This is a genomic window from Streptomyces xylophagus (assembly GCF_000716435.1).
GTDB classification, from domain to species: Bacteria; Actinomycetota; Actinomycetes; order Streptomycetales; family Streptomycetaceae; genus Streptomyces; species Streptomyces xylophagus.
This window is the reverse complement of sequence record NZ_JNWO01000026.1, coordinates 1-25,185: the sequence shown is the minus strand read 5'-3', so window position 1 is coordinate 25,185 and position 25,185 is coordinate 1. Positions and strand designations below refer to the sequence as shown.

20 protein-coding genes are annotated in these 25,185 nt (G+C 66.9%); 13 read left to right on the top strand and 7 right to left on the bottom strand.

What is annotated here, in order from left to right; all coding sequences use genetic code 11:
- The first annotated feature begins 90 nt into the window (after window positions 1–90).
- The 4 genes from OO70_RS40535 to OO70_RS40520 all read left to right on the top strand — a co-directional run bounded on the left by OO70_RS40535 (window position 91) and on the right by OO70_RS40520 (window position 4,388).
- Window positions 91–531, top strand: coding sequence for a hypothetical protein (locus OO70_RS40535; RefSeq protein ID WP_043683477.1), 441 nt, complete (start codon window positions 91–93; stop codon window positions 529–531).
- A gap of 1,880 nt (window positions 532–2,411) precedes the next feature.
- Window positions 2,412–3,623, top strand: coding sequence for a S8 family serine peptidase (locus OO70_RS40530; protein ID WP_051742068.1), 1,212 nt, complete (start codon window positions 2,412–2,414; stop codon window positions 3,621–3,623).
- Between the two features lie 53 nt (window positions 3,624–3,676).
- Window positions 3,677–4,024, top strand: a complete 348-nt coding sequence (locus tag OO70_RS40525; RefSeq protein WP_043683474.1) for a WXG100 family type VII secretion target — start codon at window positions 3,677–3,679, stop codon at window positions 4,022–4,024.
- Between the two features lie 64 nt (window positions 4,025–4,088).
- On the top strand, window positions 4,089–4,388 hold the full coding sequence (locus tag OO70_RS40520; protein WP_043683472.1) for a WXG100 family type VII secretion target: 300 nt from the start codon (window positions 4,089–4,091) through the stop codon (window positions 4,386–4,388).
- A gap of 203 nt (window positions 4,389–4,591) precedes the next feature.
- On the opposite strand, the gene OO70_RS54860 is transcribed toward OO70_RS40520, so the two are convergent.
- The 4 genes from OO70_RS54860 to OO70_RS40500 form a co-directional block, all read right to left on the bottom strand.
- Window positions 4,592–5,221: a hypothetical protein gene (locus OO70_RS54860; protein WP_158711575.1), complete on the bottom strand. Its 630-nt coding sequence runs from the start codon at window positions 5,219–5,221 to the stop codon at window positions 4,592–4,594.
- Window positions 5,222–5,241: 20 nt separating this feature from the next.
- Complete coding sequence (locus tag OO70_RS40510) at window positions 5,242–7,440, bottom strand: hypothetical protein (protein WP_043683467.1); 2,199 nt, start codon at window positions 7,438–7,440, stop codon at window positions 5,242–5,244.
- Window positions 7,440–7,901: a hypothetical protein gene (locus tag OO70_RS40505; RefSeq protein ID WP_043683463.1), complete on the bottom strand. Its 462-nt coding sequence runs from the start codon at window positions 7,899–7,901 to the stop codon at window positions 7,440–7,442. The genes OO70_RS40510 and OO70_RS40505 overlap by 1 nt, the downstream gene beginning before the upstream one ends.
- Before the next feature lie 230 nt (window positions 7,902–8,131).
- Window positions 8,132–12,106: a type VII secretion protein EccC gene (locus tag OO70_RS40500; protein ID WP_043683460.1), complete on the bottom strand. Its 3,975-nt coding sequence runs from the start codon at window positions 12,104–12,106 to the stop codon at window positions 8,132–8,134.
- Between the two features lie 341 nt (window positions 12,107–12,447).
- Between OO70_RS40500 and eccD the strand changes: the two genes are divergently transcribed.
- Window positions 12,448–13,959, top strand: coding sequence for a type VII secretion integral membrane protein EccD (eccD, locus tag OO70_RS40495; RefSeq protein WP_234337048.1), 1,512 nt, complete (start codon window positions 12,448–12,450; stop codon window positions 13,957–13,959).
- A 62-nt stretch (window positions 13,960–14,021) separates the two neighbouring features.
- Here the strand turns inward: eccD and OO70_RS40490 are convergent, their stop codons facing one another.
- On the bottom strand, window positions 14,022–14,303 hold the full coding sequence (locus OO70_RS40490) for a DUF397 domain-containing protein (protein WP_043683626.1): 282 nt from the start codon (window positions 14,301–14,303) through the stop codon (window positions 14,022–14,024).
- Window positions 14,304–14,597: 294 nt separating this feature from the next.
- Between OO70_RS40490 and rpsO the strand changes: the two genes are divergently transcribed.
- From rpsO to OO70_RS40465, 5 genes are all read left to right on the top strand, one after another.
- Window positions 14,598–14,885: a 30S ribosomal protein S15 gene (gene rpsO / locus OO70_RS40485; RefSeq protein ID WP_019064787.1), complete on the top strand. Its 288-nt coding sequence runs from the start codon at window positions 14,598–14,600 to the stop codon at window positions 14,883–14,885.
- A gap of 335 nt (window positions 14,886–15,220) precedes the next feature.
- Complete coding sequence (locus OO70_RS40480) at window positions 15,221–17,440, top strand: polyribonucleotide nucleotidyltransferase (protein ID WP_043683457.1); 2,220 nt, start codon at window positions 15,221–15,223, stop codon at window positions 17,438–17,440.
- Window positions 17,437–18,816: a M16 family metallopeptidase gene (locus OO70_RS40475; protein WP_043683455.1), complete on the top strand. Its 1,380-nt coding sequence runs from the start codon at window positions 17,437–17,439 to the stop codon at window positions 18,814–18,816. Before OO70_RS40480 ends, OO70_RS40475 begins: the two co-directional genes overlap by 4 nt.
- A 25-nt stretch (window positions 18,817–18,841) precedes the next feature.
- Window positions 18,842–19,594 (top strand): 4-hydroxy-tetrahydrodipicolinate reductase, encoded by a 753-nt coding sequence (gene dapB, locus OO70_RS40470; RefSeq protein WP_043683452.1) that lies wholly within the window; start codon window positions 18,842–18,844, stop codon window positions 19,592–19,594.
- Window positions 19,595–19,604: 10 nt separating this feature from the next.
- The gene (locus OO70_RS40465; protein ID WP_043683451.1) at window positions 19,605–20,057 is read left to right on the top strand and encodes a tetratricopeptide repeat protein; all 453 of its coding nucleotides are present in this window, start codon (window positions 19,605–19,607) and stop codon (window positions 20,055–20,057) included.
- Between the two features lie 75 nt (window positions 20,058–20,132).
- On the opposite strand, the gene OO70_RS40460 is transcribed toward OO70_RS40465, so the two are convergent.
- Together OO70_RS40460 and OO70_RS40455 are read right to left on the bottom strand one after the other, a co-directional pair.
- Window positions 20,133–20,687 carry a PH domain-containing protein gene (locus tag OO70_RS40460; protein WP_043683449.1) on the bottom strand — a complete coding sequence of 185 codons (555 nt, stop codon included), beginning with the start codon at window positions 20,685–20,687 and terminating at the stop codon, window positions 20,133–20,135.
- A 125-nt stretch (window positions 20,688–20,812) separates the two neighbouring features.
- Window positions 20,813–21,052 carry a hypothetical protein gene (locus tag OO70_RS40455; RefSeq protein ID WP_043683447.1) on the bottom strand — a complete coding sequence of 80 codons (240 nt, stop codon included), beginning with the start codon at window positions 21,050–21,052 and terminating at the stop codon, window positions 20,813–20,815.
- Between the two features lie 213 nt (window positions 21,053–21,265).
- Between OO70_RS40455 and thyX the strand changes: the two genes are divergently transcribed.
- The 3 genes from thyX (at window position 21,266) to OO70_RS40440 (ending at window position 24,931) form a co-directional block, all read left to right on the top strand.
- A complete protein-coding gene (thyX, locus tag OO70_RS40450; RefSeq protein WP_043683444.1) occupies window positions 21,266–22,006 on the top strand; it encodes an FAD-dependent thymidylate synthase in 741 nt (246 codons plus the stop codon).
- A 211-nt stretch (window positions 22,007–22,217) separates the two neighbouring features.
- Complete coding sequence (gene dapA / locus OO70_RS40445; RefSeq protein WP_043683442.1) at window positions 22,218–23,117, top strand: 4-hydroxy-tetrahydrodipicolinate synthase; 900 nt, start codon at window positions 22,218–22,220, stop codon at window positions 23,115–23,117.
- A gap of 128 nt (window positions 23,118–23,245) precedes the next feature.
- On the top strand, window positions 23,246–24,931 hold the full coding sequence (locus OO70_RS40440; protein WP_043683439.1) for a ribonuclease J: 1,686 nt from the start codon (window positions 23,246–23,248) through the stop codon (window positions 24,929–24,931).
- Window positions 24,932–25,185 lie beyond the last annotated feature (254 nt).

Sequence of the window (25,185 nt, the reverse complement as noted above, 5' to 3'; positions counted from 1 at the left end):
TGGCTCGGTTTGCGATCGTACGGTGAGTGGACGAGATCGGCTCCGCCTGACCGCAGCCGATGGACGTACGGGGAAACGGGGAGGAGCGTCGTGCTTCCGGCAGACATGGTGGGGGGCGTGTCGGCTACCAGGGCGGCGAACCTGGAGGCCAGTAACGAGGCGTTGACCACCTTTATGAAGCGGGTGGACACGGTTCTGCGCGATCTTGAATCGTCGGCGGGTAACCCGACGCGGGTCGGTGCCCAGACGATCAACGCCGCGTCACTTGGTAGAGGGAAGGAGAGCATCTTCCCCGAACCGCACGACCTCTATCAGCAGTACAACAGCGTCCACCAACAGCTCACCTCACTGTCCAAGACCCTTCATCTACAGATTGAGGCGATCGGCATCGCAGTTCAGGGGGCGCATCGCGGCTTCGACAACCTTGAGGAGGAGCAGCGCCGGAGGTTCTGGGAGATCCAGACGGAGATCAAGGAGATCCGCGCTCCGGAGAAGGATGCCGACGGTCCGAAGACTGGTGCGAGGCTCTGACGATGACCGACAAGCACAAGGGCGATTTGGATCGGGTCTCCACGCAGAATTCCGTCACGGACTTCGCGCGGGGAGTCGAGGAGCGTCCGAAGGGCGGGCTCGTCAACAAGATCTTCCGTTCTGCGGTCGAGGCCACTCCGTTTGGCCAAGCAGTGCGGGATCGTACGGACTTCGACGGTCTGGACCTCGACCTCAATGAGATGCTTGACCTCGTCCGGCAGACCAACCCGGAAGACCTGGAGTCCTCGGGCAAGGCACTGTGGGACGCGCGTGATGCCATCAAGGCGGCTGCCGAGGAGCTCAGTGGACATATCGACAACGTCCACTGGGTGGGAGAATCGGGCAACGCCTTCCGCGATTGGGGTAGTTCGCTCGTTGTCGCGACGCACAGCCTGAGTGCCTTCGCTGGAGGGGCGGGCGATCAGATCACCGCCGCCGCTGTGGGACTGGCATCCGTGCGTGGCGCGATGCCGCCGCGTGATACGCGAGCGAATCCGAAGCGACCCACCGCCTTCACCGAAGTCGAGAAGACCGCGAGCAAACACGAGTACACCGCTGCGGTGCAGGTGGAGAAGCACCGCCAAGAGGCGATCAACCAGATGAATCGGTTGTCGTCCTACTACTCGGTGTCGAAAGAGCAGCTGCAAGTCTTGCAGAAGCAGGCTCCGACGTTCACTGACATGCCGGATGTAGGTGTACCCAAACCGTCTGGTTCTGACTACTTCACTCCTGTCGGCCATAACTCGAACGGGACGGAGCGGACCGTTACATCGGCGGTCGGTAGTCATCATGTGACGTCACCCGCCTCGGTCCACGCCAGTGTGCACAGCACTCGCGAAACACCAGCACTGTCGAAGGACGCCACCGGAACGACTACACCCGCCGATGTCCCTGTCCGGACCCATATCGACAGCGTCGGCACACTGCCACAGCCATCCCCGGTCGTACCCGTAACCGGCCACGCTCCGCCCGTCATGGGCACACCTGCGGTTGGCGGTGGCCCAGGGGGTGTGTTCGAGGGCGGCTACGGTACTTCGATTCCCAGTGGCATCTCAGGTAGAGGCGCTGGCGGAGCGGGTGGTTTCCGGTCACCTGCGTCCGCTCAGGGGCGAGCTGGTACGTCCAGCTCGGGCAACGTCGGCTCAGCGCGTTCCACAGGGCGAGGGCCCACGAGCCAGATGGGCCGCGCTACAGAGACCGGTCGGCCGTTGGCCAAAGGCACTCCCTCCGAGTCGAAGTCATCCCCCGTGGGCCGGGGTGTCACCGGCGGTACCCCGCGAGCGGAGGGAAGGGCAACGCCTCGGGCCAACGGTGGACCGACCACTGGTGCCGGTCGGGCGAACGGCGTGGTCGGGGGACGGCCTACGGCCACTGGTGACACTTCGGGGAGGAGCGGTTCGAGGATCCCTCGCGGCACCGTTGTCGGCGCCGAGGACGCGAGCAACTCTAGGACTGGAACCGGTCGGCCCGGACAGCGTGGCGTCATCGGAGCACCCGAGTCCACAGCCAGGACTGGATCGGGTAGGACCGCCACTCGTGGCGGACCGGGATCGTCCGAGGCGGTCACTGGCCAGCCCGCCGCACGTAACTCCGCCACTCGGGCTGAGCGCAACGGCATGACTCGTGGAGGCGCCGGCCTAGTACGGGGGTCCGGCAACCACGGGACGACTGGTGACAGAGAGAACGCGGAGGGCGCTGCGCGCCCCGACTGCCTTGTCGAAAACGAAGAAACACGCATGCCCACCAAGCCGCGGCACGATATGCCGCCGGCCGCCAACTGAGCGCGAGCGATGACATACAACGCTATGAAGTCAGGGACCAGCCGACGAGCCGAGCGGGCTGCGCTCCTCAAGACGCTATACGCGCAACGCGCGCGTGTCATGGGCGTGGCCGTCGGCGCCCTGGCTGTCGTGGGTGTGGGCTTCGTCCCAGGTGCCGCAGCCTCCGACGAGCAGTCGAAGCAGTGGTATCTGGATCCGATGAAAGCCGACCAGATGTGGAAGGTCAGCACCGGCAAGGGTGTCAAAGTCGCTGTCATCGACACCGGGGTGAACCCTGATACGGCGTCGTTGAAGGGACAGGTCTTGGCCGACGAGGTCCCCAAGGCGGTTTCGTACCACGCCACTATTGACTACGAGGGCCATGGAACGAGTATGGCCGAGTTGATCGCGGGCACCGGAGCGGACGGTGGCGTGAAAGGGCTGGCTCCAGGAGCGAAGATCGTCCCTTATCGCATCAAGCTTGAGGGATTGAAGGGCGCGGAAGAGAAGCAGAAGACGCCCGAGCCTGCGGACGCGATCAGGGCGGCTGCTGACACCGATGTAAAGATCATCAACATGTCCTTCGGTTCGGACTATGTCGATCCGGATGAGGAAGCGGCGATCAAATACGCTGCTTCGAAGGGCAAGTTGATGATTGCCGCAGTCGGCAATGCCGGTGAGGCGAAGGGGCACGTCGGTTATCCCGCGGCCTACCCCTATGTGCTCGGCGTATCGGCGATGGATAAAACCGGAACGGTGTCGAAGTTCTCCTCGTATGGGGGTTATGTCGACCTCACTGCCCCAGGTGAGGCGATTCCGGGATGGTGCGACGCCAACTTCCGCTCGTATTGCGATGGTCGGCAGGGCACGAGCCCGGCCGCCGCTATTGCTTCAGCGGCAGCCGCCCTGGTGTGGTCCGCTCATCCTGACTGGACGGTGAATCAGGTCACCCGTGCCTTGATCGACACGGCTGGGCGTGATTGGCCCAAGGACGATCCGAGTTCATACCTGGGCTATGGGGCCGTTCGTCCGCGCGAGGTTCTTGACAACGCTGGCTACGATGCCGGCCCAGCGAATATTGACCCACTCGCCAAGGAGAACGGTGGGGATCTGCTGGCGAAGTCCTCGACCGTATCCTCCTCCTCGTCCACCCCGTCCCCATCACCCTCGTCCCAAGCCCCTCAAAAGACCTCAACCGGCGGCACCTCAGCCGCCGAGTCCTCCAGCAACAGCGACAGCAACTCGCTCTGGATCGCCATCACCGCCGCAGCCGCAGTCATTCTCATCGGCGGCGCGGCCGCAGCCGTAGTGCGCGCACGACGGGCCAGGTAACCGGATATCCAGCCAGACCGCGAATCAGTCAACACAAGAAGGGTGAGCTGACCATGTCCAACAAGCAGAAGCTCGAAGATGCCGCAGTAGTCGATATCCAGAAGCAGATGCTCGACAAGTACGACGGCATCGCCAAGCGCGTGCACGGGCTTCAGGGTGTGATCGACGGGCTCGAAGGCCAGTGGCACGGTATCGGGCGCGCGGCGTTCGACAAGAAGCAGTACGAGATCAACGAGTCGCTGCAGAAGATCGGCACCATTCTCGGTGACGTCATCGAGGCGATGACCGCGACGCGCAACATCAAGGACAGCAAGGAAGACGAGGTGCGCGCGGCGGTCAACAAGATCGACCTCCAGGACGGCGCGCCGACCGTGCCCTCGTCCTCGCTGAGCTCCTACTGAGCCGCGCGTCATCACGTACGACCACGCCCACCAGCCCCATACGAACGAGACGAGGTAAACACGCATGAGCCGTAACTCCGACGGCCTTTCCGTCACTTATGACGGGCTGGACTTCGCGGCCACCAAGATCGGCAACGAGGCGAAGCAGCTGGAGCAGGATCTTCAGGAGCTCCGCGCGCTGGTCGTGAAGAGCCTGCAGTACTGGGAGGGTGACGCGCAGAACACCTTCAACGAGAAGCTGCACAGGTGGGACAAGGAAGCCAACGACATCCACACGGCGCTGACCGGCATCGGCCACGTCGTGTACACGTCGGGCGGTACCTACATGGAAGGCGACAAGAAGGCCGCCAGCTACTTCCAGTAGGGCGAGGATCGCAGCGGAAACCGGGGTGGGCGCGCGCGGGAGGCGCCCACCCCGTCGTTGGTCAACAAGAGACCGTATGGGCCGAGAATTCCATTGCGGGGACAGGTATCGCCGACGAAGTAACCCGCGACGGCACCACGGCCCTGCGTCTGATCGGGCCATATGCATCGATCACCGCGCCGGATGATCTCCGCAGTGGTATCTCAGTTGGTCCCGTAGCGCGGAAGCTCACCGGCGAATGTCCGAGTCGGCTGACACTCGCCCAGTTCGTAGGCCCGCTGGGTGATCTGATAGGCGAAGTCAGTAAGGGCCTGACGTAGTGCCAGCCCGTTGGTCCGGCTCTTCCCGATCACGCGCACTTCGGTGACGAGGGCGTAGGACTGTGAAGCTTCGGCCGCCTTGACGCCTCGTGGGACGCAAGGGGTGTATACGCTGGACATATGCGTCTTGGACAGCGCCTGGACGTCTTTGAGGGAAACACGCTCCACCTCCCCCTCATCTGCGCCGCCGTACCCCCGGTAGTAATCAGTCCACGCTTTTGCCGAGGAATCCTGAACCTGCACTTCGCCGGACAGGATTGAATCGCCACTGGTATAAATATGGCAGTAGAAAGAAAAATTCTTGCCAGGATTCTCTTGCTTCGCCCCCTCCTTTGCTGACCGGGTGTCAGGAAGCACGCGAATCACTGTCTCCCGATTTGCTGCGTTATCGCATACTTTACTCGGGAGGTGGTCGAGGCCTTTCGTGAAAACCTGCTGGTATCCGAACCAGCCTCCGCCCAGTAGGCCGAGGGCTGCGATGCCAAGGATGGTTCCTCTTGCTCTCTTCTTCATGGGGGGCAATATCCTCTTCCTTAACCGGTAGGGCGTTGCTTGAAATCATGCAGGATGGAATCGCTCGATTCCCAGCCCTCATTGACGGAATTCCGGATAAGATCGTCGGTCCCCTGTTTGGGTAGATCGACATGGTGGCGTTTCAGAGCATCATCGACCGACCACTGCGTCTGCTGGCTGACGGAGTCCTGTGTCTGGCTGAGATCCCGGCCCGTTCGGTACAAGGCCTCGTCCATCGCCTGGCCCACGTCAAGTTCCTTGCCGCTGACCATTCGATCGACGGCCATGCTGGCGACACCGCCGAAGAAGCCTCCACCGGCGGCTCCGGCCAGCGCACCGCCACCGGTCGCGGGTACGAGCGCGACGGATCCGATTCCGACGCCGGCGGACATTGCTGATTTAAAGAACTCGCCCTGCTGTGCAATAGCGTCGTTTTCATCCTTCGTGGACCCGATATCACTGCTGATATCTGCGTCTGCGACAGAACGTCCGACGATGCCTTCAATGATCCCAGCGTTTCGGCCGATGTCATGAAGAACTTGTTCGCGGCTTCCGTCGAACAAAGAAGGGTCGGAGAGGTGTGCGTCCAGGAGGCTGCCGGTGTAGATGCTCTCGCCGTAGCGAATTGCAGCCCTGCCTGCGGCATCTTGGGAAACCGCGGAAAGGAACCGCGTTGTGTCCCAGCGATTGAGGCCCGAGGGAGCGTCACTGTTCGTGACGAACACTGTTCCGGAGTTCGGGCCTCCAAATGCTTGGCTGATTTCAGGCATATAGGCTGCCGCCATATGTCCGAAACTGGCACCCATCTGCTTGCTCACAAGGCCTGCACCGCCGTCCGGGTCAGCCACGGCTTGCATGATGTTCGCCATGATCTTGACCTGCGCTGTGCTGTGCGGTGCAGCCTGCTGCGTCGGGTCCCCAGCCGGTACTCCGGTCACCGCAGCCTCCAGGGCGTGCCCCAGTGAAGTTCCTCGATCCGTGTACTTCGTGGTGCCGAACATGTGGTCGAGATCCGACTTGGAGTCGAAGGCGTGGGTTGCTGCCTCCGGATTGTGTGATAGGGCATCGAAAAGCCCTTCCAGAGGATCGCGACCGTTTCCCTTCCCGAATTCCAGATCGATCTGGTCGTAACCCTTGGTCCATAGGTTGTTGGTGCCAGACTCCCCTGCTCCCTTATCGGCCTTGAAAAGTTCGCTACGGTAGTCGTCAAGGAATTTGGTGTCGAAATGCCCTTGTCGCATCAGGCTGCTAAGCACCTGGGAGCCGAGAGCTCCGACCGGGCTCTTCATCGGGTTTGAAGGGTCGGTTACGAAGTTGGTGTTCCTTTCTTTGAGGACTTCCTTCTTCCAATTTTGCATGTCGTCGGAATCTGAGAACGATGCCGTGGCCAAGGTGAGGCCCAAGTTCTTTTGAAGGGTTTCCATGCGTGTGAGTTCTGTACCCCTGGCACCGGCGTGAAGTTCTGCCATGTCCGCCCAGAACTGAAGAGTTCCCTTTGCGCCTAGCCGCTTCGTGAACTGCTCTGAGAAAAGAGCGTCATTGTGGTAGTTCTCCAGGTACAGATTGAACTTGGTGATGTCGTCGAGCGACATCTTCTTCGGATCCTTGGCCATTTTGGCCATTTTGTCGGCGGCTTCAACGGCCTTGGCGGCGGAGTCGCGGTCCGCGTACGCGGCGTCGGAGAAGCCGTACTCGGCCTGGTCGACGAGGAGTTGGAGAACCTTGGCGGCGCTGTTGTCGCTCTCGGTGGCCTTGCTCAGGATGTGAGCGATCTCGGTGCGGAGTGCGTCGATGTCCTGCTGGCTGGTGGTGTCCGTCTTGCTGCTGGGGTCGGATGCCCAGTCGGGGCGGGTGTTCTGGGTGACCACGAAGGTGCCGTCGCCGGTGTCCACCACCGTCAGGTGCTTCTTGGCACAGCGGTCGATCGCACCGTTCAACTGGGTGCGGTAGTCGACGAGTTCACCGTGCGTGTCACTCAGGATCTTCGAGATCGAGTCGGCCTGCGTGTGCGCGTCGCCGAACTCGGTGGCGGTCTTGTCCACGAACTGACGGGTGACGGTGGCGTTGAGACCGGCCCAATTCGCTTTGTCCGCCTTGGCCTTGAGGTTGTTCTCAGCATCCTTCTTGAGATCGGCGAGTTTCTTCGTCATCTGCTGCCAGTCGGTGATGGCCTCACCGAGTTGCTGGAAGTTGCCGTACCGGAGTGTGTCGAGGTCCATCAGCTCTGCCCGTTCCGGTGGTCGAAGCCGTCGTCGAGGGTGGAGATGCTGCTGATGGAGTCGGCGATGTAGACCTCGTCCCTGGCGTGTGCGCCCTTGGTGTAGTCGAGGTGATTCGAGATGTGGGCGGTGGCGTCGAGCAGGGACCGGGTCTGTTCCGCCCAGCGTTCGGCGACGTGGTTGAGCGCGGCGCCGAGCGCGAAGCCCTGCTTCTTGAGACCGCCCGCCGCGGTGAGGGAGGCGGAACGGGCGTAGGTGCTGAAGTGGGCGAAGTCCTGGTGCAGCTGGTATGCGGCATCACCGACCGCGGCCAAGTCCTTCTGACTCACCCGCAGATCACCTTGCGGACTGTCCCCGCTCCCGCTGCCGCCCGGGTCCGCCGGCAACTGGTTGAGCTCCATCTTCGCCGAGTGCCGCTCCGCCGCCTGGGTTTTGAGCTGCTCCCACTCGTCCCACGCCATGCGTGGATACCTCCCCGTTTGTCTGCGTAAACCCCGCTAGTAAGGGGAGACGCTCCGTGAACCTGCCAACCCGCTGAACACAGATTTCAAGAGAGCCACAGATCTGGCCACGGCTCTTACGCCCGTCTATTGGCTGCGATGAGCGGTGAACAGCCTGGCTGGCTCACGACCGCCTGCGGTCGATCTTCTGACACGCAGCACCCGACGTGAGCCAGTGACGAGCCGACCTCTCAGAGTTCCGAGTCCACCAACCCCACCTGAACCAACGGCTTCCCCCGCTTCCGCGACACGAACACGCCCCGCCCGGCAGGCATCGGCCGCGGCCGCACCCCGCCCAGCAGGTCGCCCTCGGCCGGATCACCCGCCAACACCACGCCCTGGGCGCCGAGTTCCTTCATGCGTTGCATGAACGACTCGTACCCGGCACGCCCCGCGCCCGCCGTCGACCGGGCGATGATGAACCGCACGCCCACGTCCCGGGCGAACGGAAGCAGCTCCGTCAGGCCCGACAGCGGGTTGCCGCTCGACGTGGACACCAGGTCGTAGTCGTCGATGATCACGAACACCTGCGGGCCCCGCCACCAACTGCGGTCGCGGAGTTGCTGCGGCGTGACGTCCGACGTCGGCGTCCGGCGCTGCATCAGGTCGGCCAGCGCGTCCATGTGGTGCTGCATCTGGTTCGACATGGGGATGTACTCGGCCAGGTGCGAGGGCGGGGTCACGCCCAGCAGGGAACGCCGGTTGTCGACGACGAAGAGCTTGCAGGCGTCGCCGTCGTAGCGTTCGCCGAGGCGTTTGATGAGGAGCTTGAGCAGGTTCGACTTGCCGGACTCGCTCTCGCCGAAGACGAGGAAGAACGGGTCCTGGTCGAAGTCGACGAACACCGGCTCCAGGTTGTCCTCGTCGAGGGCGAAGGAGATACCGCGGTTCGGGAAGCGGTCGGCCGGCGGAAGCTGCGCGGCCGCGAACTCCCTTGGCAGCAGGCGCACTTCGGGCGCGCCCGGCTCCGGCCAGTGGCGGGCGACCTCGGCTGTGAGAGCCGTCGTCGCCTCCGCGAGATCCGTGTCGGAGGACAGGCCGTCGATGCGCGGGACCGCCGCCATGAAGTGCTGCTTCTGCGGGGTCTGACCCCGACCGGGCACGCCCGTGGGCACGTTGGCCGCGACCTTGCGGTCGAACTCGGAGTCCATCGGGTCGCCGAGCCGCAGCTCCAGGCGGTTCATCAGGTGGTCCTTCATGTTCGCGCGGACCTCCATGGAGCGCGAAGCGGTGAGGATCACGTGGATGCCGTATCCGAGGCCGCGTGCCGCGATGTCCAGCACGATCGGTTCCAACGCCTCGTAGTCCGTACGGAAGTTGCCCCAGCCGTCGATGACGAGGAAGACGTCGCCCCAGGGCTGGTCCGTGACCGAGATGTCGCCGCGCGCGCGGCGGGTGCGGAACTCCGCGATCGAGGAGATGCCCGCCGTGCGGAAGTACTCCTCGCGGCGGGTCATCACGCCGTAGACCTCGGCCGCCGTACGCCGGACCTTCTCGGGGTCGAGGCGGGAGGCCACCCCGCCCACGTGCGGCAGGCCGGCCACCGCGGACAGGCCGCCACCGCCGAAGTCCAGTGCGTAGAACTGCACTTCGTGCGGGGTGTGGGTGAGCGCGAACGACGCGATGAGCGAGCGCAGCAGCGTCGACTTGCCGGACTGCGGGCCGCCGAGGATCTGCATATGGCCGGCCGCGCCGCCGAAGTCGGTCCACAGCGGGTCGCGCCGCTGCTCGTACGGCTTGTCGACGAGGCCGACCGGGACGACGAGCCGCCCCGCGCCCTCGTAGCCGGGCTGCGTCATGCCCCGGCCGGGCACCGCGGCGAGCCCGGGCAGCAGCGAGTCGAGCGACGGCGGGCTGTCCAGCGGGGGCAGCCACACCTGGTGGGCGGCCGGCCCCTGCGCCTCCAGGCGCCGTACGATCACGTCGAGCACGGTGTCGGCGAGCGCGTCGTCCTTCTCCTCGGCCGCCTCGCTGTCCTGGCGCTGACGCGGCACGGGCGCGTACTGCACCGGCACCTGCGCCGCCGTGAACAGCACGGGCCTGCGATCGACGGGGAGCGGGCCACCGAGGGCGGCGGACTGCTGCGAACTCGTGCGGTACACCCCGGAGACGTACGCCGCCTTGAAGCGGACCATCTCGTCGGTTCCGTACTTCAGGAAGCCGGAACCCGGCACGTTCGGCAGTTCGTACGCGTCCGGCACCCCGAGCGCCGCCCGCGACTCGGCCGCCGAGAACGTGCGCAGACCGATCCGATAGGAGAGGTAGGTCTCCAGGCCGCGCAGCCGGCCTTCCTCCAGGCGCTGCGAGGCGAGCAGCAGATGTACGCCCAGCGAACGGCCGATGCGGCCGATCTGCACGAACATCTCGATGAAGTCCGGCTTGGCGGTGAGGAGTTCGCTGAACTCGTCGATCACAAGGACGAGGGACGGGACGGGCTGCAGGGGTGCGCCCGCTGCGCGCGCCTTCTCGTAGTCGTGGATGTTGGCGTAGTTGCCCGCGTCGCGGAGCATCTCCTGGCGGCGGTTCAGCTCGCCGCGGATCGAATCACCCATACGGTCGACGAGGGTCAGGTCGTCGGCAAGGTTGGTGATCACGGCGGCCACGTGCGGCATCTGCGCCATACCGGCGAAGGTCGCACCGCCCTTGAAGTCCGCGAGGACGAAGTTCAGAGTCTCCGAGGAGTGCGTCACCGCGAGGCCGAGGACCAGGGTGCGCAGCAGCTCCGACTTGCCGGAACCGGTGGCGCCGACGCACAGACCGTGCGGGCCCATGCCCTCCTGGGCCGCCTCCTTGAGGTCGAGCATCACGGGCCGGCCGTCCTCACCGAGCCCGATCGGCACCCGCAGCCGCTCCGCCGTCGAGCGCGGTCGCCAGGTCCGCTTCGGGTCGACGGAGGCCGCGTCGCCCAGGTTCAGCAGATCGGTGAACTCCAGGTTGGCGAGCAGCGGTTCGTCATCGTCACCGCCCGACACCATGCGCAGCGGCGCCAGTTGCCGCGCCAGTGCCTCGGCGGCCGCGTACGACAGCACGTCCGGCGTGCCCTCGTAGACCATGCCGTGCCCCGACTCCAGGCGGAGTTCCTTCGGGTGTACGACGATCGAGAGGTCGCCGCGTCCGCTGTTGAGGTCGCCGGGTACGACCTCGATGATCGTCACGCCCTGCAGGCCCTCGGGGCTGGCCAGGAACGAGGTCGGCGGCAGGGAGACACCGTCCAACACGACCACCAGGTGCGGCTGTTCGGGCACCGGCGCTCCGGCGGGGTGGAAACGCGGGCGGCCCTGGAGGCGGTCGGCCAGCATCTCCTCCAGCTCCATCGGGTCGGTCGAGATCAGCCGCCTGCTGCCGGCACCGTCCGCGAGACCCTGCGCCTGCGCGTGCGGCAGCCACTTGGCCCACTCCCACTCGGGCACCGACTCGCGCCCGGTGGCGACGGCGAGGACCAGGTCCTCGGGGGAGTGCAGGGAGGCGAGCGAGGCGGCGACGGCGCGGGCGGTACCGCGCACGGTGGCCGGTTCGCCGCTGATCGTCACGTGGTAGAAGGCGCGCAGCGAGACCGCCATCGGCAGGTCCTCGAGGGTGCCGTGCGTGGCCAGGAAGCGCTGCATGGCGCCCGCGGTCAGCGGCTCCAGCTGGTCGACCGGCGCGGTCTCCGGCGGGACCAGGGGAGTGGCCAGACCCTGGGGGCCGAGGCCCACCCGCACCTGTCCGAAGTCCTCGTCGTTCGTGCGGCGTTCCCACACGCGGCTGCCCTCGGCGACCAGCGCCCACAGTTGCTCCGGCGAAGGGTGCAGGTAGTACTGGGCGTCACGCTGGCCCCGCGCGGTCTCCAGGGCCGTACGACGGGTCTGCGACAGATAGCGCAGATAGTCGCGGCGCATGTCGGCCATCTGCCCCTGGGTTCCCCGGCGGTAGCGCACCAGCATCGAGACGCCCATCGCGACCGTCGACGCGATCATCACCATGCCCATGATCTTCATGAAGGGCCCGGCGTTGGAGTTGAAGAAGAACACCACGGATCCACCCATGCCGAGCATGGGCAGGAGCTGCATCAGCGCGCCCTCCTGCTGGCCGCGCGGAAGCTCCGGCGGAGCCTGCAACAGGACCTCGTCCGTGGGCACTTCCTTCGGCAGCGACCTCGGCGGGCGCTTGACGACGATCTGGCTCACTACGCACCAATTCCCTTGCCGGACCGAGTTGTTTCGTCCGCCGCCCCGTGTCGGGCGGACGCCGATCCGCACTGCGCGATCCTACTGACAACCACTGACAACGGCGGGCGGTAGGGTGCCCGTGAGACGTGTGAGCAGTTGCGAATCGTTCCGGGAAAACCGGGCAAATCCGCAGCGTTCGAAGCAGGCGAATCCCGTGGAGTCCCGGGCGCGACGGCGCCGTTGGCCGACGAGCCGGGTGGCACGGCACGATCTGCACAGCATCTTTACGGCGGATTCTTCACGACGGATGCGCGCGGGAGCTTCGCGGACCGTCCGTCATTGACGAGGGGGAACAGCAGGTGAGCATCACGGCCTCCGCGCCGACCGGCGCGACCGGCGGAACGGGCACCGGAGCCCCTTCCGCAGCGGGCATGGGCTTCGGCTTCTGCCGGGTCACCATCGTGGCGCCCGACAGCCGGATCGACGTGGCCCTGCCCGACGACGTACCGGTCGCCGACCTGTACCCGGAGATCCTGCGGCTGTCCCAGCAGAGCCTCGCCGAGGGCGCCCCCGTCGGCTACCACCTCGTGCGCCGCGACGGCACCGTCCTCGACGGCGCGCGCTCCTTCGCCGCACAGCGCATCCTCGACGGCGAACTGCTCACCCTGCGCCCCTTCGCCGACTCGCTGCCGCCCGCCGTCTACGACGACGTCTCCGAGGCGGTCGCCGCCGCCGTCACCCGTGACCGTGCCCTGTGGAACGGCGAGTTGACGCGCGCGGCCGGTCTTGTCGCGGCCGGCATCCTGCCCGCACTGCTCGCGTTCGTGGCCTGGAGCTCCCAGATCCACCACGACATGAACAGCCTCCAGGGCATCGTCGCCGCCCTCGCCGGCATTTTCCTCGTCACCATCGCCTGCGTACGCGCGCGTGTCTACGACGACCGGGGCTCGGCGGTCGCCCTGGGCCTGGGCGCGCTCCCGAACATCGCCGTGGCGGGCTCCGGACTCCTTCCCTTCTCCGAAGGAGAAGGCATCGGACGGCTCCAGTTCCTGCTCGCCTGCGCGGCCGTCCTCGTCGCCGCCGTCGTCCTCACCCTGGTGTCGCCCGGCGGCGACGGCCCCTTCGTGGCCTTCGTCTTCGCCTCCGCCATCGGCCTGTTGACGACGTTCGTCGCGATGCTCGCCCACCTGAAGCCCATCGAGACGGCCGCCGTCTGCGCCCCGCTCTCCGTGTGCGCGCTCGCCTTCCTGCCGGGCCTGTCCATGCGCTTCGCCCGCCTGCCCATCGGCTTCGAACCGCCCAACCCCAACCGCGGCTACGGCGACGGCGAACCCGTGACCCAGGAGCCCGTCGACGCCGAGCGCATCGCGGCCCGTGCCCGGCGCGGCCACGAACTCCTCGTCGGTCTGGTCGGCGGCTGCGCCCTCGTCTCCGTGGGCGCGTCGATCGTCCTCGGCTTCTCCAGCAACGTGTGGGCACAGCTCCTCGCCCTCGCCACCGGCGTCGCGATGCTGATGCGCGCCCACCTGTTCCGCTACACCGCCCAGGTCGGCGCCACCCTCGCCGCAGGCCTGGCCGCCCTCGTCTTCCTGGGCCTCGGCCTCGCCCTGAACCCGCCGCACGCGTACGTGCGGGACGCGTTCCTGGGTGACCCGAACTCCCTCGACATCCGCAGCGTCTGGCTCGCCGCGGCGGTCGCCGCGTCCACCGTTCTGGTCACCGCGATCGGCCTGATCACCCCGAAGCGCGGAGTCACCCCCTTCTGGGGCCGCTTCCTGGAGATCGCCGAGAGCTTCGTCCTGCTCACGCTCATCCCACTGTCCCTGGCCGTCTTCGACGTGTACGCGCAGGCACGGGCGATGACCAGCTAAGAGCCGTAGGCATGCGAATGGGGCGGCACACACGCGTGCCGCCCCTTTTTCCACGCCTACGACTACTGCTGCTCCTCCGGAGCCGGCTCCAGATCGAACTCGCCGTCCCGGGCGCCCAGCACGAAGGCCGTCCACTCCGCCTCCGTGTAGCGCAGCACGGTGTCCGGGTCGAGCGACGAGCGCATGGCCATCCCTCCGTCGGGCAGGTCGGCGATCTCGACGCGCTCCTCGTGATCCTCCGTGCCCGGCGCGCTGCGCCACTCGACGCCCGAGATGTCGAGGGCGTACAGCTCGTCCCGCTCCCGCTCCTTGCGTGCCTTGATCTCCTGCTCCGTCTCCGCCATGGCGAAGCGACCCCTTCCGGACGAACCGACGTGATCCACGATCCACATGTGGATGCGGATCACCCTAGTGGCCGTATCCGTGCCGGTCGGGGCCCTTCGTGGACCTTCACGGACCTGGACAGACGCATCCCCCCAGGCTGGTACGCTGTGTAGCGGCCGTTTGTGTACGCACCCCCGGAGCTCACCGCTCTGGAGGCAGCGCCCAGCGGATCCCCGCCTCCCGAGTTACGGAAGCTCCCCTGAGAAGTGGACCAGGGGCACTCGGTGGCACATCTCAGACTACGAGGAGTACGCGTGTCGCTCGACGCCGCTACGAAGAAGCAGCTCATCAGTGAGTTCGGTCAGAAGGAGGGCGACACCGGCTCCCCCGAGGTCCAGGTCGCCATGCTCTCGCGCCGCATCTCGGACCTGACCGAGCACCTCAAGACCCACAAGCACGACCACCACTCCCGTCGTGGTCTGCTGATCCTGGTCGGCCAGCGCCGCCGGCTGCTCCAGTACCTGGCCAAGAAGGACATCCAGCGCTTCCGTGCGCTGGTGGACCGCCTGGGCATCCGCCGCGGTGCGGCGGGCGCCAAGTAAGACGCCGTGAGGGGAGCGGGTCCCGAAACGATCGGGAGCCGCTCCCTTTGCCGTATGTGCGGAAACGTGCGGAGTGTCACTGCCGCTTTGTAGTGTGGTGGCACAACGCAATACGCACGACACAGCACGACAACGCACGACAGCACGACAACGTACGAAACGAACGAGGAGAAGCGCGCCTCGCAGCCGCCGGTCCTCGGTAGTGGCCCCCGGGCAAGACACCCCGGGTGCTTCGATCGAAGACCGGCCCGCACCAGACAGCGCTTCTCCGCCACCGTCCCCCCGCCACACGGGCGGGGAGGGACGAAAGACGACAAGTAACGGAGAAAACGCTAGTGGAGAACGAGACCCACTACGCCGAGGCCGTCATTGACAACGGCTCCTTCGGCACCCGCACCATCCGCTTCGAGACGGGCCGCCTGGCCAAGCAGGCCGCCGGCTCCGCCGTGGCGTACCTGGACGACGACACCATGGTGCTGTCGGCCACCACCGCCTCCAAGAACCCCAAGGACCAGCTCGACTTCTTCCCCCTCACGGTGGACGTCGAGGAGCGGATGTACGCCGCCGGCAAGATCCCCGGCAGCTTCTTCCGCCGTGAGGGCCGGCCGTCCGAGGACGCGATCCTCACCTGCCGCCTGATCGACCGCCCGCTGCGCCCGTCCTTCAAGAAGGGCCTGCGCAACGAGATCCAGGTCGTCGCGACGATCATGGCGCTCAACCCCGACCACCTGTACGACGTCGTGGCGATCAACGCCGCCTCCGCGTCCACGCAGCTGGCCGGTCTGCCCTTCTCCGGCCCGGTCGGCGGCGTCCGCGTCGCGCTGATCAACGGCCAGTGGGTCGCGTTCCCGACGCACACCGAGCTCGAGGACGCCGTCTTCGACATGGTCGTCGCCGGTCGCGTCCTGGAGGACGGCGACGTCGCGATCATGATGGTCGAGGCCGAGGCCACCGAGAAGACCATCCAGCTGGTCGCGGGCGGCGCCGAGGCGCCGACCGAGGAGGTCGTCGCCTCCGGTCTGGACGCCGCGAAGCCCTTCATCAAGGTGCTCTGCAAGGCCCAGTCCGACCTCGCCGCGAAGGCCGCCAAGCCGACCGGCGAGTTCCCGATCTTCCTCGACTACCAGGACGACGTCCTGGAGGCCCTCACCGCCGCCGTCCGCCCGGAGCTCGCCTCCGCGCTGACGATCCCCGGCAAGCAGGACCGCGAGGCCGAGCTGGACCGCGTCAAGGGTCTCGCCGCCGAGAAGCTCCTCCCGGAGTTCGAAGGCCGCGAGAAGGAGATCTCCGCCGCGTACCGCTCGCTGACCAAGTCCCTGGTCCGTGAGCGCGTCATCAAGGAGAAGAAGCGCATCGACGGCCGTGGGGTGACGGACATCCGTACCCTCGCCGCCGAGGTCGAGGCCATCCCGCGCGTGCACGGTTCCGCGCTGTTCGAGCGTGGCGAGACCCAGATCCTGGGCGTCACCACCCTCAACATGCTCCGCATGGAGCAGCAGCTGGACACCCTCTCCCCGGTGACCCGCAAGCGCTACATGCACAACTACAACTTCCCGCCGTACTCCGTCGGCGAGACCGGCCGCGTCGGCTCCCCGAAGCGCCGCGAGATCGGCCACGGAGCGCTCGCCGAGCGCGCCCTGGTCCCGGTCCTCCCGACGCGCGAGGAGTTCCCCTACGCGATCCGTCAGGTCTCCGAGGCCCTCGGCTCGAACGGCTCGACGTCCATGGGCTCGGTCTGCGCCTCCACCATGTCGCTGCTGAACGCCGGTGTGCCCCTCAAGGCCCCCGTCGCCGGTATCGCCATGGGCCTGATCTCCCAGGAGATCAACGGCGAGACGCACTACGTCGCCCTCACCGACATCCTCGGTGCGGAGGACGCCTTCGGTGACATGGACTTCAAGGTCGCCGGCACCAAGGAGTTCGTCACCGCCCTCCAGCTCGACACCAAGCTGGACGGCATCCCCGCCTCCGTCCTGGCCGCCGCTCTCAAGCAGGCCCGTGACGCCCGCCTCCACATCCTCGACGTGATGATGGAAGCGATCGACACGCCGGACGAGATGTCCCCGAACGCCCCGCGGATCATCACCGTCAAGATCCCCGTGGACAAGATCGGCGAGGTCATCGGCCCGAAGGGCAAGATGATCAACCAGATCCAGGAGGACACCGGCGCCGAGATCACGATCGAGGACGACGGCACCATCTACATCGGTGCCCAGGTCGGCTCGCAGGCCGAGGCCGCCCGCGCCACGATCAACGGCATCGCCAACCCGACCATGCCGGAGGTCGGCGAGCGCTACCTGGGTACGGTCGTCAAGACCACCACCTTCGGCGCGTTCGTGTCGCTGCTCCCGGGCAAGGACGGTCTGCTGCACATCTCGCAGATCCGCAAGCTCGCCGGTGGCAAGCGCGTGGAGAACGTCGAGGACGTGGTCGGCGTGGGCCAGAAGGTCCAGGTCGAGATCGCCGAGATCGACTCCCGCGGCAAGCTCTCCCTCATCCCCGTCATCGAGGGTGAAGAGAGCGGCGACGACAAGAAGGACGACGACGACAAGTGACGTCGACCAGCTCCACGACGACGGCCCGCACCTCCTCGGAGGCGCGGGCCGTCGCCCGTACCCAAACCCTCATCCAGGGCACCAACGGCATCGGCACGGTCCGTAAGACCACCCTCCCGGGCGGCCTGCGCATCGTCACCGAGACGCTGCCCTCGGTCCGCTCCGCGACCTTCGGCATCTGGGCACACGTGGGCTCCCGCGACGAGACGCCGTCCCTGAACGGCGCCACGCACTACCTGGAGCACCTCCTCTTCAAGGGCACGCACAAGCGCAGCGCGCTGGACATCTCCTCCGCGATCGACGCGGTCGGCGGCGAGATGAACGCGTTCACGGCGAAGGAGTACACGTGCTACTACGCGCGCGTGCTCGACACCGACCTGCCGCTCGCCATCGACGTGGTCTGCGACATGCTGACCGGCTCCCTGATCCGTGAGGAGGACGTCAACGTCGAGCGCGGCGCCATCCTCGAAGAGATCGCCATGACGGAGGACGACCCGGGCGACTGCGTGCACGACCTGTTCGCGCGCACGATGTTCGGCGACAACCCCCTCGGCCGCCCCGTCCTCGGCACGGTCGACACCGTCAACGCCCTCACCGCGGACCGCATCCGCCGCTTCTACAAGAAGCACTACGACCCGACCCACCTCGTGGTCGCGGCCGCCGGCAACATCGACCACGACAAGGTCGTACGACAGGTTCGTGCCGCCTTCGACAAGGCCGGCGCCTTCAAGAACGCCCAGGCCGCGCCCATCGCCCCGCGCGACGGCCGCCGCGCCCTGCGCACCACGGGCCGCGTCGAGCTGATCGGCCGCAAGACCGAGCAGGCGCACGTCGTCCTCGGCATGCCCGGCCTGGCCCGCACCGACGAGCGCCGCTGGGCCCTGGGGGTCCTCAACACGGCCCTCGGCGGCGGCATGTCGTCCCGCCTCTTCCAGGAGGTCCGGGAGAAGCGCGGCCTGGCCTACAGCGTGTACTCGTACACCTCCGGCTTCGCCGACTGCGGCCTCTTCGGCGTCTACGCCGGCTGCCGGCCCTCGCAGGTCCACGACGTGCTGAAGATCTGCCGCGACGAACTCGACCAGGTCGCCGAACACGGCCTGTCCGACGACGAGATCGGCCGCGCCGTCGGCCAGCTCCAGGGCTCCACCGTCCTCGGTCTCGAGGACACCGGCGCGCTGATGAACCGCATCGGCAAGAGCGAGCTGTGCTGGGGCGAGCAGATGTCCGTCGACGACCTGCTCGCCAGGATCGCGTCGGTCACCCCGGACGAGGTCCGCGCGGTCGCCCGCGAGATCCTGGGACAGCGTCCCTCGCTGGCCGTCATCGGCCCGCTCAAGGACAAGCAGGCGGCCCGACTGCACGACGCCGTCGCCTAACACCCGTCGTAAGGAAGCAAGAACGATGAGCAAGCTGCGCGTGGCGGTCCTCGGTGCCAAGGGCCGGATCGGCGCCGAGGCGGTACGAGCCGTCGAGGCCGCCGAGGACATGGAACTGGTCGCCGCCCTGGGCCGGGGCGACACCCTGGAGACGCTCACGGCGAGCGGCGCCCAGGTGGCGGTCGAACTGACCACCCCCGCCTCGGTGATGGACAACCTCGACTTCTGCGTCCGGAACGGCATCCACGCGGTCGTCGGCACCACCGGCTGGACCGACGAACGCCTCGCGCAACTGAACGGCTGGCTGGACGCCTCCCCACAGACGGGCGTCCTCATCGCGCCCAACTTCTCCATCGGGGCCGTACTCACCATGAAGTTCGCGCAGATCGCCGCGCCCTACTTCGAGTCGGTCGAGGTCATCGAACTGCACCACCCGAAGAAGGTCGACGCCCCGAGCGGTACGGCCACGCGCACGGCCCAGCTCATCGCCGAGGCGCGCGCGAAGGCGGGCACGGCCGCGGCACCGGACGCCACGGAGACGGCCCTGGACGGCGCGCGGGGCGCGGACGTCGACGGGATCCCCGTCCACTCCGTCCGGCTGCGCGGTCTGCTGGCCCACCAGGAGGTCCTGCTGGGCGGCGAGGGCGAGACCCTGACCGTCCGCCACGACTCCCTGCACCACAGCAGCTTCATGCCGGGCATCCTGCTCGGCGCCCGCCGCGTGGTGACGACCCCGGGCCTCACCTTCGGCCTGGAACACTTCCTGGACCTGGGCTGAGGCTCACGACATGCGCGCCAAACTCACCTACGCCGTCACGGCCGCCGTCCTGGTCTTCTACTTCGTCCTGGTCGGCAGCCGCGGCGTCATGCTCATACAGTCGGGCACGGTCATCACCGTCACCTTCGGGATCGCGGTCCTGATCCTGCCGGTGATCGGCATCTGGTTCCTCTGGAAGAACACCCAGTTCGTCCGCAGCGCCAACCGCCTCGCCGCCCTCCTCGACGCCGAAGGCGGCCTCCCCGTCGACGAGTTGAGGCGTACGCCTGGCGGCCGTATCGACCGCGACTCCGCCGACGAGGTCTTCGCCAAGCGCAAGGCCGAGACGGAGGCGGCCCCCGACGACTGGCGCAGCTGGTTCCGCCTGGCCGTCGCCTACCACGACGCCCGCGACACCCCCCGCGCCCGCAAGGCGATGCAACGCGCGATCGCCCTGCACGACGGCAGACCCGTCCAGGCCTGAACACCCGTACGCCGAAGGGGCCGCCCCGCACTCACTGCGGACCGGCCCCTTCGGCGTACGGGTGTTGTCGGCCGGTCAGCTCCGCCGATATTCGTCGGACCACACCTCGATGGAGTCCGCGGCCCGGTCGAAGGAGGAGGCACGCGCCAGGAAGTCGATGTCGTGCGTGGTCAGCAGCACGGGCACGTCCTCGGGAGCACGATCCTTCCGTACGAGGACCAGCGCCTGCCCCTGCACCGTGCGCGGCAGCCCGAGCCAGCGCACCGGCTGCTGCACCGTCCGCACCGCGACGATCCGATCCCACCGCACCGTACGAGTGAAGAAGAACCGCACCCTGCGCAGCCCGCGCGCGCTCACCCACACGCCCATGCGCAGCAGCCGCAGGGCGCAGAGGATGACGACCGCCGCGATACCGAGGATCACTCCGGCCTCGGACGGCGAGCCGGTCAACGCGATGATGACCGCCGCGAACAGTACGTACGACGCGAGCAGCAGCACGAGTGCCGCCACCGCCACCCGCCACGGTCCGGGCCGGTAGGGGCGCCGCCAGCGGTCGCGGTCGTCGAACGGCAGCGCGAGCTCGTCCGCGGCCTCGAATGCGCGGTCGGCCGTAAGGAAGGGCAGGGGCACGGCTGGTGTCCTCACTGAATCCATGCGTGGGCTGTGCCCGGTGAGGCTATCCGGCCGAGTTCCCGCTCACCACCATTGGGGGTCCGGATGAGTCATGGTCACCTCGGCGGCGGGTAATTGCCAGGTCAGCGGTTGTCGGCGGCCTGCGACTGTTGGTTCTGTGTCGAGAGGTTGTTCTGGGACAGCGCGGGCATCCCGAGGACCACGGCGCCCACGATTCCGGCGACGATGGTGAGGCCCAGGAGCCAACGCCCGGCTATCTGAGCGGCCGACGCGTGCTCACGGGGCGGCGGGGTGACATTGCTGCGGAACCGGTCGGTCTCGGCGATGAAGGCGAACGGGACGGGTTCGCGCCGACGGAACATCGGTGGTGCATCTCCCTTCGGGGATCGAATCGGGATCGAACGGGTGGCTCTCACCAAGACAGACGAGCGAACGCCCCAATTGGTGCCCTGTTTCACCGAATTCGCAGAAGTTCGCCAACGAATGTCGCGGCACGGCACCGAACGCCCCGATGTCAGTGCCGGGCCGTAGAGTGGGCGCCGCCCGAGAGACGTGATGGAAGGACCCTCCGAGCCGTGACCGACACCCCCGCCGACGACCTCAAGCCCAGTTTCCGCAGTGATGTCACCGTCGAGCTGGTCAAGCACACCGCGTCCGACGCCGACGTGCTCTTCGCCGCCCGCGTCTCGACGATCGGCGAGCAGTCCCTGGACGAGATGGGCAAGGACCCCGAGCGCTCCAAGGGTCTGATCAACTACCTGATGCGCGACCGGCACGGCAGTCCCTTCGAGCACAACTCGATGACCTTCTTCATCAGCGCCCCGATCCTCGTCTTCCGCGAGTTCATGCGGCACCGGGTGGGCTGGTCCTACAACGAGGAATCGGGAAGGTACCGGGAGCTCCAGCCCGTCTTCTACGTCCCCGGCGAGTCCCGCAAGCTGGTCCAGGAGGGCCGCCCGGGCAAGTACGTCTTCGTGGAGGGCTCCCAGGCCCAGCAGGAGCTCGTCGGCCGCACCATGGAAGACTCGTACCGCCAGTCGTACGAGGCGTACCAGGAGATGCTCGCCGCCGGCGTGGCCCGCGAGGTCGCCCGTGCCGTCCTCCCCGTAGGCCTCTTCTCCTCGATGTACGCCACGTGCAACGCACGCTCGCTGATGCACTTCCTCGGTCTGCGCACCCAGCACGAGCTGGCGAAGGTGCCGTCCTTCCCGCAGCGGGAGATCGAGATGGTCGGCGAGAAGATGGAGGAGCAGTGGGCGAAGCTCATGCCGCTCACCTACGCGGCGTTCAATGCCAACGGCCGTGTCGCCCCGTAGCGCACCTCTGTTTGCCGTTCGGGCACACATGTACGGATGGGCCGCGCGAAGTGTCCGTATTGCGGCATTTGGAGAAGTTCATCTAGCCTGATCAAACGGACCCGGCACTGCTTGAACCCCCGAGCAGGCAGTGCCGGGCTCCATATTTGTCACGACTTGTCGCCTGCCCCTAGGGCAGACCCCGCATTGAGCAGCGAGTAGCGTGTTACCCATGGCTCCGACCTCCACTCCGCAGACCCCCTTCGGGCGGGTCCTCACCGCCATGGTCACGCCCTTCACGGCGGACGGCGCGCTCGACCTCGACGGCGCGCAGCGGCTCGCTACCCACCTGGTGGACGCAGGCAACGACGGCCTGATCATCAACGGCACCACCGGTGAGTCCCCGACCACCAGCGACGCGGAGAAAGCGGATCTCGTACGAGCCGTACTGGAGGCGGTCGGCGACCGCGCCCACGTCATCGCCGGCGTCGGCACCAACGACACCCACCACAGCGTCGAACTCGCCCGCACGGCCGAACGCACCGGCGCACACGGCCTGCTCGTCGTCACGCCGTACTACAACAAGCCCCCGCAGGAGGGCCTGTACCGCCACTTCAAGACCGTCGCCGACGCCGCCGAACTGCCGGTCATGCTCTACGACATCCCCGGCCGCAGCGGCGTCCCGATCGGCACCGAGACCCTGGTCAGACTCGCCGAGCACCCCAGGATCGTCGCCAACAAGGACGCCAAGGGCGACCTCGGCCGCGCCAGCTGGGCCATCGCGCGGTCGGGCCTGGCCTGGTACTCGGGCGACGACATGCTGAACCTGCCGCTGCTCTCCGTGGGCGCGGTCGGCTTCGTCTCGGTCGTCGGCCATGTGGTCACACCTGAACTGCGCACCCTGGTGGAGGCGTACATCTCCGGTGACGTCCAGAAGGCCACCGAGATCCACCAGAAGCTGCTCCCCGTCTACACCGGCATGTTCCGCACCCAGGGCGTCATGACCACCAAGGCCGCGCTCACCCTCCAGGGACTGCCCGCCGGACCGCTGCGCCTCCCCATGGTCGAATGCTCGCCCGAGGAGATCGCCCAGCTCAAGATCGATCTTGCCGCCGGCGGGGTACAGCTCTGACAACAGACTTCACAACTCAATACGCAGGGCTTCGGCGCCTGCACCCCACATCCGATAACTGCATTTGCACGAACGTCATGCGCGCCACGTGCCCACAGGTACGTGGCGCGCATGGGTAGGAGAGTCTTTTGAGTCATCCGCATCCTGAACTCGCCCCGCCGCCCAAGCTCCCCGAAGGCGGCCTGAGGGTCACCCCACTCGGCGGCCTCGGGGAAATCGGCCGAAACATGACGGTCTTCGAATACGGCGGCCGTCTGCTCATCGTCGACTGCGGTGTGCTCTTCCCCGAGGAGGAGCAGCCCGGAATCGACCTGATCCTGCCGGACTTCACGTCCATCAGGGACCGCCTTGACGACATCGACGGCATCGTCCTCACGCATGGCCACGAGGACCACATCGGCGGAGTCCCGTTCCTCCTTCGTGAGAAGGCGGACATCCCGCTGATCGGCTCCAAGCTGACCCTCGCCCTCATCGAGGCGAAGCTCCAGGAGCACCGCATCCGGCCGTACACGCTCGAGGTCGCCGAGGGGCACCGCGAGCGCATCGGCCCCTTCGACTGCGAGTTCGTCGCGGTCAACCACTCGATCCCGGACGCCCTCGCGGTCGCGATCCGCACCCCCGCGGGCATGGTCGTCCACACCGGCGACTTCAAGATGGATCAGCTGCCGCTGGACGGTCGTCTGACAGATCTACACGCGTTCGCACGGCTGAGCGAGGAGGGCATCGACCTCCTCCTCGCCGACTCCACGAACGCCGAGGTCCCGGGATTCGTCCCGCCCGAGCGCGACATCTCGAACGTCCTGCGGCAGGTCTTCGCGGGCGCCCGCAAGCGCATCATCGTGGCGAGCTTCGCCAGCCACGTGCACCGCATCCAGCAGATCCTGGACACGGCACACGAGTACGGCCGCCGGGTCGCCTTCGTCGGCCGCTCGATGGTCCGGAACATGGGCATCGCACGGGATCTCGGGTATCTCAAGGTCCCGCCGGGCCTGGTGGTCGACGTCAAGACGCTCGACGACCTCCCGGACAGCGAGGTCGTCCTGGTCTGCACGGGCTCGCAGGGCGAACCGATGGCAGCCCTGTCCCGCATGGCCAACCGCGACCACCAGATCCGCATCGTCGCCGGCGACACGGTGATCCTGGCGTCGTCCCTCATCCCGGGCAACGAGAACGCCGTCTACCGGGTGATCAACGGCCTCACCCGCTGGGGTGCCAACGTCATCCACAAGGGCAACGCCAAGGTCCACGTCTCCGGACACGCCTCGGCCGGCGAGCTGCTGTACTTCTACAACATCTGCAAGCCGAAGAACCTGATGCCGGTCCACGGCGAATGGCGCCACCTACGGGCCAACGCCGAGCTGGGCGCCCTGACCGGCGTCCCGCACGACCGGATCGTCATCGCCGAGGACGGCGTGGTCGTCGACCTCATCGAGGGCAAGGCCAAGATCTCGGGCAAGGTCCAGGCGGGTTATGTCTACGTCGACGGCCTCTCGGTCGGCGATGTCGGCGAGCCGGCGCTGAAGGACCGCAGGATCCTGGGTGACGAGGGCATCATCTCGGTCTTCGTCGTCGTGGACTCGTCCACCGGCAAGATCACGGGCGGCCCGCACATCCAGGCCCGCGGCTCCGGCATCGAGGACTCGGCCTTCGCGGACGTGGTCCCCAGGATCACGGAGGTCCTGGAACGCTCGGCCCAGGACGGCGTGGTGGAGCCCCACCAGCTGCAGCAACTGGTCCGCCGCACCCTGGGCAAGTGGGTCTCGGACAACTATCGGCGCAGGCCGATGATCCTCCCGGTCGTCGTGGAGGTCTGACCGTCGTACGACCCCTCGTACGCGTGAACCTGGAGCGGGCCGCCTCGATTTGCATCGAGGCGGCCCGCTCCAGTACGTTTACGGCTCCGCCTGAGGGGGAACCCGGACACTTCGCGTGTACGGGGGCCACTCCCGAAGGGCCGGAAAATCCGACTCAGAACTTCTGATAAAGTCGGAACCGCCGGAAAGGGAAACGCGGAAGCGGAAACCTGGAAAGCACCGAGGAAATCGGAACCGGAAACGGTCTGATAGAG